Here is a 6992-nt window from a genome sequence, read left to right as displayed (position 1 = left end):
CTGTCGCAGCGTTACGAGCGCGGCTCGACCATCATCACCTCGAACCTGCCATTCGAGACTGGACGCAGGTGCTCGCCTCCGAGCGGCTAACCGGCGCGCTGCTCGACCGGCTGACCCACCACGCCACCATCCTGACCATGAATGGCGACAGCTACCGCCTCAAGCAGTCCACCGGACGCCGGCGCCGCGGGGCGGAGCAAAACCAGGCCAGCGTCCTGTCCGACCCGGACACCGGTGAGATACTATCTTCCTGACACTCAGACCGAGGACGGCAACGATATGAAAAGGGCCCCGATCGGGGCCCTTTTCATATCGTCAGCGCACGCCTCAGGTGGCCTGCTTTTACTCCGCCCCGCTGGCCTGCTTTTGCTCCGCCGTTGACAAGAAATGATACTGCACCGTTGTGAAGGGCGGGAAGTCCTTCGGCAGTTGCGCCCATTGGCATCCTGTCGATGCGATATACTGGATCGCATCCCACAGGGTCCGCGCCTTGTGCTTGCGCGGGCGCCCCACCCGAGAAGTCCGCCTCAATAATGGCCGGACGACAGCCCATTCCTCATCGGTGCAGTCGCTTGCATAGCGCAGCCCGCTTCTGTCATGCTCGCGCCGAGCGGTTTCAGTCCAGCCCATGTGATCCTCGTGGTCTTCGCAACCCCCGGTGAATCACAAGCTACTGAAATCGCTCAACTCAATTTTCGGTCGGGCTCTAAAGCATAGGCTGAACGCGATAATAGCGGACGGTAAGGACCCTGAGCAGCAGGATATTGACGAAGTCCTACTTTTGGAAAAGTCTCTCCGAGATAAAATGTATAACTTAGCGGATGTGTTTGGACCCGAGTTGGCGGTTACTAATGACCCATTTGTATTTAAAGAAGACCTTGAGCCCATCACAAAATATTGGCTTACAGGGAGGGTTGATCCTCAAGAGTCCACTTGAACGACTTATTAGTTATAGCCTTGCATCGTTCCGCGTCACGGGTCTCCTGTGGTATGCGGTTATACTGTATGACTTGAGCCTGACGGATGATCACCAGTTTTACGCGACTGCAAGCCGTAGGCACCGGCTGTGACTCGGCAACAATCACATCCTTATTCCAACTCGTGATAGGCCAGTCATCATTGTAGAGAAAAACCGATCTATTCGAACCCAATGACGAAAGCTCGTTGATCCGACACCGCTTCTGTTCGTTCCGGCATTCAATATGCAGGAAGGTATTACCATTCATGTCTTCGCCAATTAGGGTGCCTTCGGCGACGGCGTATCCCGTGCCTTCCGTGCGGATATCACCGTCATCGTAATAGGTTTTAGGCATCCATCGTATTGGCTGATCACCGAGCTTTTTCGCCAGCCACAATCCGCCAGCAATGGCTATTATCGCGGCGACCGCAAAACCGAACGCAAAGCTTCGAAAGTTCATCGACCATCCCCCATCCTGTGAGGGCAGCAGACCCGGTTCACTTGCAGTTTGCAAGCGGGCAGTAGGCTACGGAGTCAGCGCGTTCACATCGTGATAGCTCTCTGCCTTCGTCCAATCCCTCGATGTCGGCTTCTTGTTCCGCTCTACCACGCTACGGCAATGCGCCATAAGCTCGGCTTGCTGGTTCCGATCATACAGCCTCAACGCCTTGCGGACTTCGTGCGGTTTGAAGCCATCACGCGCCATGGCGTTCTTCAACATCGTGCGCTTGTTCGACCATAGCACAGCACCAGCGCCGAAGAAGGCAAGGCCAGCGAGGGTGAGAACGGTCATCATCACCTTTATGTATCACTGAATCGGGAAACATCAATCTCATCGATGGGGATAAATATCTTCGCTCAAACAATCGAGGTTATCCCATGAAGAGTCCCGACCTATCAGACTTCAAACACGCGGTGGTTTTTTATTCCATCAGCGTGATCTTCGCTGGCCTATCAGCCTTCCTCCAAACTTGGGGGCGCGATCTTGACACCTTCGCCGCGATACTCGCTAACGGATATGCCGTTGGTTTTCTCGCGCTGCTATCCGTGTGCGGCTTCGGTCTCGGATCGATAAGCGTTTACGCTGGTATCCTTTCGCTAAAGGGAGGCAGCAAGTGATGCAGCCTACAGCAGACAATGTATCCGCAATCATCATCGAGGAGATGATGACATGGAACCCGAAGGAGAACAGCGAGAACACACGCCGTATCCAGCTAACCAACTTGAGCGAGCGTCTTATTCGCTACTTCGCGGTTCATTCTATGCAGCCCGAACAGCTTGACGGCTTACCGGGTGGCTACGGCATGGACGGCACGCTCGACGCCATCGTAGGACGCCGCAACATGACCAAGCGCGAGCTTATGGCAAGCTCGACCGGGCTGGTGGTTCCTCCTGCTACCGGGGCAGAGTGACCAGATACGCCAAGGCTAAAGCCTATCATCACCTCTACGATACCAAGGCATGGAAGGGCAGGCGGGCCGCACAGCTATCCGCCTATCCCCTATGTGCATACTGCGAACGGATGGGTAAGTTTGTCTCGGCTACCGTGGCCGATCATATCGAGCCGCATAAGGGTGATGATGTGCTGTTCTTCGAAGGCGATCTACAGAGCCTATGCAAGGTATGTCACGATAGCGCCAAGCAGCGTGAAGAGAATGCAGGCTTTAGCAGCGCGGTCGATGTGGATGGGTATCCGATTGACCCCAAGCATCCATCAAACCGGTGAACGGCGTGCCGATAATAGTTTTAGCTAAATAAAGATGAGCGCATGGGCGGGCCGGTGGCCTCGTGTCATCGGTCCGTTAGCTCGACCCTCTGCCGGGTATCCGTTCAGGCCACGCCTGCGGACCCGGCAGCATCGAACCCGACAGGGTAGGGGGTGGTTCGAGGTTGAGGGGCATCCTCTTCCCCACCGCTCGTCCCCATTCGCGCGTGATTCCGCGTAATTCTTCCGGTTTTTTAGAAGTAGAACCAGATTGCGGCACCGAACCCCGCGATTAAGAAGACAAGGCATCCCTTGGCACTGTCGGAAGTGCCGGACAACTGAAGTATCGGTCGAAATAATAGCGCGATCACGATCGCCGGAACCCAACCGAATATCATCCCCTTTCGGCCAAGATAAAATACGAGAATTCCCCAAGTCGCTACGAAAGCCACGACGCTCTCAAGCACTGGTGAACCCTTGTCGTCTTTGCCGTTCGAGCCGTCTTTGTCCGTCATACCTGCCCCCTTCAACTAAATATGGCATGGCACGATCACACAAGCCCACAAAGGTCAAAGAGCTTTCAGGCAATCCCGGTAAGCGGCCCCTGAACAAGGCAGAGCCGAAGCCGTCTGGCCTACCGTTACCCCCTACCGTCATGTCCAATCGCGCCAAGACGATTTGGAAGCGGCTGATACTGGCGATGCCCCCCGGCGTCTTCGCGAGCACCGACAGCTTCGCGCTTGCCGCGTATTGCGAGGCAGTCAGCACGCATCAGCTTGCCACCAGCAAAATCTCTGGTGGTGACATCGAGGTCACTGGATCGACCGGGCAGACCAAGATTAGCCCTTGGTTCGCCGTTCAGAGCGATGCCGCGCGCCTTATGGCGACGCTTGGTGCCAAGCTGGGTCTCGATCCAGTCAGCCGCCAGCACCTTAACGCAGATAATGGGAGTCAGGGTGGCGACGAGTTCGGCGACCTGATCCACTGACTGTGCGCGATACCGCCCGTGCACAGCGGGTTATCGATTTCATCCAAAAGCTGAAAATCACGATCGGGGACGATGCGGGAAAGTTTTTCCACCTTCGTGGTTGGCAGAAGAGCTTTATCGAGGATGTCTACTCGCCCATTAATGAGATTGGCAATCGGCTCGTTCGAAGGGCGGTGTTCAGTCTTGCGCGTAAGCAAGGAAAGACCGAACTTGCCGCCGCATTGATACTGGTCCACCTTATCGGGCCGGAAGCTGAACTTAATGGAGAAATCTACAGCGCGGCGAACGACCGTGCGCAAGCTGGCATCGTGTTCAACGCCGTTGTTCGAATGATCAAAGCTTCGCCGACTCTTCAAAAATACCTTGAAGTGACCGTCTCTACCAAGACGATCCATGTAAAGACGAGCGGTATCAAGGCAGAAGGTTCGAAGTTCATTGCACTATCGGCCGAAGCCGGGACCAAGCATGGCTTGAACCCGTCCTTCGTGGTTTATGACGAGCTCGCACAGGCTCGAAACCGCGACCTTCTATCGGTCCTGCTGACCAGTCAGGGTGCGCGTAAAGAGCCGCTGTTTCTGACCATCAGCACGCAGAACAACGATCCGACACACCCCCTGTCTGAAATGATCGATGACGGTCTCAATTCGTCCGATCCCTCGGTGGTGTGCCACCTCTATGCCGCCGATGACGATTGCGAGCTATTGGACGAAGCGCAGTGGCTAAAGGCTAACCCGGCGCTTGGGGACTTTCGATCACTGGACGAGATGCGGGTGATGGCCAAGCGAGCGGTTCGCCTGCCGTCTGAAGAGGCAGAGTTTCGCCTTCTCTATCTGAACCAGCGCGTATCGTTGCACGCTCCCTTGATCGCAAATAGCGATTGGAAAGCAGCGACGATCGACCCGTTCGAATATGCGGATAAGGAGCCGATCTACCTTGGCCTCGACATGTCGAAGACCACCGATCTTACGGCGCTGGTGGCGACATCGGTCAACGATGGTAGCCGCGTGAAGGCGTGGTATTGGAAGCCCGAAGGGCTGATCGAAGACCATACACGGCGAGACCGCGCTCGTTACGATCTATGGGCAAAGCAGGGTCACCTAATCGCAGCACCCGGACGCGTCATCAACCCTCGCTTGATCGCGAAGAAGATTATCGAGCTATGCGGCAAATACGATGTTCGCGGCATGGCTTACGACCGTAACCGAATGGCTGAAGTCCTGCGAACCTTCGACGATGAAGGGTTCGTTGCGGCGGAAGACACGAGTGGTCACCTTCGTATCGTCCCTTGGGGGCAGGGCTTCGTAGGTTTTGCGCCCGCTGTGAACGCATTCGAAATCGCCGTTCTCACGAATGATTTAAAGCACGATGGCAACCCGCTCACGAATATGTGTGTAGCGAACGCAATGGTCGATCAAGACGCAGCCGGTAACCGTAAACTTGATAAAAAACGCGTCTCGGTTTCGTATCGATGGCGCTGTAGCTCTGGCAATGGCACTTGGACTGAAGGCGCTCGATAGAGTTGAAGCAGCACCTACAAACCCTTGGGATGATCCAAACTTCAAGATGATGGGGTTTTGACCCTGCGTTGATCCGACAGCCACCCGACATGCCAAGCTAAATATTGGCATGTTGTTCAATATCTTTGGAAGCGGGGAACGCCGATCCCTTGAAAACCCTAATCGCAGCTTGTCCGACCCGGCGAACTGGTTCGACGCAAGCCGTAAAAGCGCGGCTGGTATCGATGTAAACGAAGAGTCAGCACTTGGTGTCCCGGCTATCTGGCAAGCGGTCAACTTGATCGCCGGGACCATCGGCCATCTTCCGCTTCATCTCTACAAAGTCGATAAAGACGGACAGCCTACCAAGGCTACGAACGACCCGCTCTATTCGGTCATTCATGATCGGGCGAACGATGTTCATTCGAAGTCCGTGTTCTTCAAGATGCTGGTCTGGCGTGCGTTCGCGGGATCAAAGGGGCGCGGCATCGCGATTATTCTACGCGACCGAGTTCAGCGAGTGCGCGGGTTCGTGCCGGTTGATGAAACCTTGGTCAAGATCGACCAGAAAATCGAAAACAACCAACTTGTTCGAACTTACACCATCGGTTCCACGGTCTACAAAGCGAACGACATTATTGACTTCGCACCTTCGCTAAAATCCGATGGCATCGAGGCTTACGCACCGATCATCGTTCACCGTAACACTATCGGCTCGATGATTGCCGCTGAAGAGTATGCAACAGAGCTATTTGCGAATGGTGGTGTTCCGCCTCTTACTCTGACTGGTCCCGGCACCTCACCAGCATCCAACGACCGCGCTTCAGAGCAGATTATGGGCGCTATCAAGTCGTCCAAGGATCGTAAGCGCACGGTCTTGCCGATGCCCACCGGTTTCAAGCTCGAAAGCCTTGGCTTCGATCCGTCAAAGCAGCAGATGATTGAGCTTCGGCGGTTCAATGTCAGCGAGGCGAGCCGAATCTTCAATGTCGCGCCTGCAATGCTGCACGATCTTACTACCGGCACCTACTCGAATGTCGAGCAGCAGAACCTAAACTTCGCGCAGCAGACCATCCTTCCGATCGTCAAGATGCTCGAACAGGAACTTAATCTAAAGCTGTTCGGTATCCGCAACACAACCAACTATGTCGAATTCAATGTAGATGCGCTGGTTCGTGGTGATCTTTTGTCACGAATGGAAGCCTTGGCGCGTGCCGTCAACTCGGCGCTACTCACACCGAACGAAGCTCGCGCACTCGATAACCGCGAAGCGAAGCCACATGGCGACAAGCTTTACATGCAGAGCGCCACCACAGCGCTTGGTAGCACGCCTGCACCCGCCACCCCTGCCGTTCCGGCGAATGAGGCAGCTACCGAAGAAACCCCCCAGAATAACGAGGAAGACAATGGAGGTATCTGCTCACCCCCTTGCGGCGGTAACACAGGCGGCGTGACACGGGCTGCATAGTCCGAGGTTGGGTGGGGCTGCCGGATTTTGCTTGCGCCGTTGCGCGCTTGCTGATTCAGAATCCTCATGAACGTCGAAGCCGTCCGAGCGCTTTCGCATGATGAGCTGGTCGCGCTGGTGCTGGCGCAGGCGGAAGTTATTTCGCTTCAGGCCGCGCGAATTGCGGAGTTAAGCGCCCTGGTAGAGACTCAGGCGGCATCCATCACGCGCCTTGAGAGGCGTGTGGCCGAGCTGGAGGACAAGCTGGGCAAGCCGCCGAAGACGCCGGACAATTCCTCGATACCGCCGAGCGCCGGACAAAAAGCCAAACCTGCCCGAGCGCCAGCGCAAAGACCGCAAGGGTCGCCCCGGTGTCACCCCGCGCGCTGGCCTGCCGA

The 6992-nt window shown here is 55.8% G+C and carries 10 protein-coding genes and 2 pseudogenes; 8 read left to right on the top strand and 4 right to left on the bottom strand.

Features of this window, described 5'->3' with window-relative positions:
* Positions 1–254, top strand: a pseudogene (locus NI18_RS20685) (ATP-binding protein); the annotation flags it as partial.
* Between the two features lie 88 nt (positions 255–342).
* On the opposite strand, the gene NI18_RS20680 reads toward NI18_RS20685, so the two are convergent.
* The 3 genes from NI18_RS20680 to NI18_RS20670 all read right to left on the bottom strand — a co-directional run bounded on the left by NI18_RS20680 (position 343) and on the right by NI18_RS20670 (position 1751).
* Complete coding sequence (locus NI18_RS20680) at positions 343–630, bottom strand: IS5 family transposase (protein WP_052149399.1); 288 nt, start codon at positions 628–630, stop codon at positions 343–345.
* 272 nt (positions 631–902) lie between these two features.
* Entirely contained in the window at positions 903–1418 is a 516-nt protein-coding gene (locus tag NI18_RS20675) for a hypothetical protein (protein ID WP_037533110.1), read from the bottom strand.
* A gap of 66 nt (positions 1419–1484) precedes the next feature.
* Positions 1485–1751 carry a hypothetical protein gene (locus NI18_RS20670; protein ID WP_128082367.1) on the bottom strand — a complete coding sequence of 89 codons (267 nt, stop codon included), beginning with the start codon at positions 1749–1751 and terminating at the stop codon, positions 1485–1487.
* Positions 1752–1837: 86 nt separating this feature from the next.
* On the opposite strand from NI18_RS20670, the gene NI18_RS20665 reads away from it, so the two are divergent.
* From NI18_RS20665 to NI18_RS27560, 3 genes are read left to right on the top strand one after another with little or no spacing between them, the layout of a single operon-like run.
* Positions 1838–2077 (top strand): hypothetical protein, encoded by a 240-nt coding sequence (locus NI18_RS20665; RefSeq protein ID WP_037533107.1) that lies wholly within the window; start codon positions 1838–1840, stop codon positions 2075–2077.
* Positions 2074–2370 (top strand): hypothetical protein, encoded by a 297-nt coding sequence (locus NI18_RS20660; RefSeq protein ID WP_037533105.1) that lies wholly within the window; start codon positions 2074–2076, stop codon positions 2368–2370. Before NI18_RS20665 ends, NI18_RS20660 begins: the two co-directional genes overlap by 4 nt.
* Positions 2367–2684, top strand: a complete 318-nt coding sequence (locus NI18_RS27560; RefSeq protein ID WP_037533103.1) for an HNH endonuclease — start codon at positions 2367–2369, stop codon at positions 2682–2684. The genes NI18_RS20660 and NI18_RS27560 overlap by 4 nt, the downstream gene beginning before the upstream one ends.
* A 233-nt stretch (positions 2685–2917) precedes the next feature.
* Here NI18_RS27560 and NI18_RS20650 read toward each other — a convergent pair whose 3' ends face one another.
* The gene (locus tag NI18_RS20650; RefSeq protein ID WP_037533093.1) at positions 2918–3178 is read right to left on the bottom strand and encodes a hypothetical protein; all 261 of its coding nucleotides are present in this window, start codon (positions 3176–3178) and stop codon (positions 2918–2920) included.
* A 140-nt stretch (positions 3179–3318) separates the two neighbouring features.
* On the opposite strand from NI18_RS20650, the gene NI18_RS22735 reads away from it, so the two are divergent.
* The 4 genes and pseudogenes from NI18_RS22735 to NI18_RS25990 form a co-directional block, all read left to right on the top strand.
* Entirely contained in the window at positions 3319–3651 is a 333-nt protein-coding gene (locus NI18_RS22735; RefSeq protein WP_052149398.1) for a phage terminase small subunit P27 family, read from the top strand.
* 2 nt (positions 3652–3653) lie between these two features.
* On the top strand, positions 3654–5168 hold the full coding sequence (locus NI18_RS20640) for a terminase TerL endonuclease subunit (protein ID WP_052149397.1): 1515 nt from the start codon (positions 3654–3656) through the stop codon (positions 5166–5168).
* Positions 5169–5277: 109 nt separating this feature from the next.
* Positions 5278–6615: a phage portal protein gene (locus tag NI18_RS20635; protein WP_084215377.1), complete on the top strand. Its 1338-nt coding sequence runs from the start codon at positions 5278–5280 to the stop codon at positions 6613–6615.
* 66 nt (positions 6616–6681) lie between these two features.
* Positions 6682–6992, top strand: a pseudogene (locus NI18_RS25990) (hypothetical protein); the annotation flags it as partial.

It is taken from the genome of Sphingomonas sp. Ant20, from assembly GCF_000783375.1.
Taxonomy (GTDB): domain Bacteria; phylum Pseudomonadota; class Alphaproteobacteria; order Sphingomonadales; family Sphingomonadaceae; genus Sphingomonas; species Sphingomonas aerolata.
The sequence above is the reverse complement of the archived record's forward strand: the minus strand, read 5'-3'. Positions and strand labels throughout refer to the sequence as shown.